Genomic DNA, 1,479 nt, shown 5'->3' with positions numbered 1-1,479 from the left:
TGCACATCCACACCGACCGCCTCTGGCAGCACTTGGAGCGGGGAGAGGTGGTGGTGGTGGCCGGCTTTCAGGGCATCACCAGCCCGGCGGAGCTGGAGATCACCACCCTGGGGCGGGGGGGATCCGACACCACGGCGGTGGCCTTGGCGGTGGCTTTGGGAGCAGAGCTGTGCGAGATCTACACCGATGTGCCGGGGATCTTCACCACCGACCCGCGCAAGGTACCCGAGGCCAGGCTGTTGCCAGAGATTACCGCCGACGAGATGCTGGAGCTGGCCAGCCTGGGAGCGCAGGTGCTCCACCCCCGCTCGGTGGAGATTGCCCGCAACTACGGCGTCAAGCTGCGGGTGCGCTCCAGCCTGGAGCCCTTGCAGGCGGGATCCGAGGGCACCCTCATTCTTTCTCCTCCTCCCCGTCCTCGCCCCGCCGATAGCAGCATTGAGCTGGGCCGGGCAGTGGATACGGTGGAGCTGGATCGGGATCAGGCCAAGGTGGTGCTGGTGGGAGTGCCGGATCGTCCGGGCATTGCCGCCCAACTGTTCCAGGAAATTGCGGCAGCCGGGATCAACGTCGATTTAATCCTGCAGTCGCTCCACCTCAGTGCAGCCGAGGGATCCCCTACCAACGACATTGCCTTTACCGTCAGCCGGGCGCAGGCAGCCCAGGCGGCAGCCGTGGCGCGGCAGGTGGGCCAGGAGCTGGGGTGTAGGGAAGTCCTCGTCGAGGAGGCGGTGGCCAAGGTCAGCATTGCCGGGGTGGGGATGATGGGTCGCCCGGGCATTGCCGCCGAGATGTTTCGAGTGCTGGCGGAAGCCGGGATCAATCTCCAAATGATCTCCATGTCGGAGATCAAGGTGAGCTGTGTGGTGGCTGCCGAGCGGGCTGGGGAGGCCGCCCTGGCGCTGGGGGAGGCGTTTCAGGTGATTCCCCATTTGCATCGGGTCACGGCAGCCCCTGGCCGGGATCCCCTCCCCAGCGACCACCCGGTGCGGGGCGTTGCCCTGGATCTGAAGCAGTCGCGGCTGGGCATCCGCAAGGTGCCGGATCGTCCGGGGACGGCTGCCCATCTGTTCGGACGCCTGGCCGAGGCCGGGATTATCGTGGACACCATCATCCAAAGCCAGCGGGGCTACCACAACGGCATCCCCAGTAACGACATCGCCTTTACGGTGCCTCAGGATCAGGCCAGGGCGGCTGAGGCCGTGTGCCGGCAGGTGGCCGAGGAACTGCAGGCGGCGGGGGTCGAAGCCGACCACGACATCGCTAAGGTGAGCATCGTCGGTGCCGGGATGGAAATTTATCCCGGCGTGGCGGCGCACTTTTTTGCTGCCTTGGCCGACGCCGGGATCAACATCGAGATGATCGCCACCTCGGAGATCAAGGTAAGCTGCGTGGTGCGACAGGAGCAGGGAATCCACGCTCTGCAAGCTGCCCACCGCGCCTTTGAACTCGACCGAGCCTAGTCGGCTTTGGCTGCCA

1 protein-coding gene is annotated in these 1,479 nt (G+C 66.0%); it reads left to right on the top strand.

The window, feature by feature from the left end:
• The coding region (locus NW857_RS05335; protein ID WP_414368198.1) for an aspartate kinase at positions 1-1,463 on the top strand (1,463 nt) is incomplete at its 5' end.
• Positions 1,464-1,479 lie beyond the last annotated feature (16 nt).

The sequence above is a fragment of the Synechococcus sp. H55.9 genome, from assembly GCF_047462355.1.
GTDB lineage: Bacteria > Cyanobacteriota > Cyanobacteriia > Thermostichales > Thermostichaceae > Thermostichus.
This window is presented reverse-complemented; position numbering and strand designations above follow the sequence as displayed.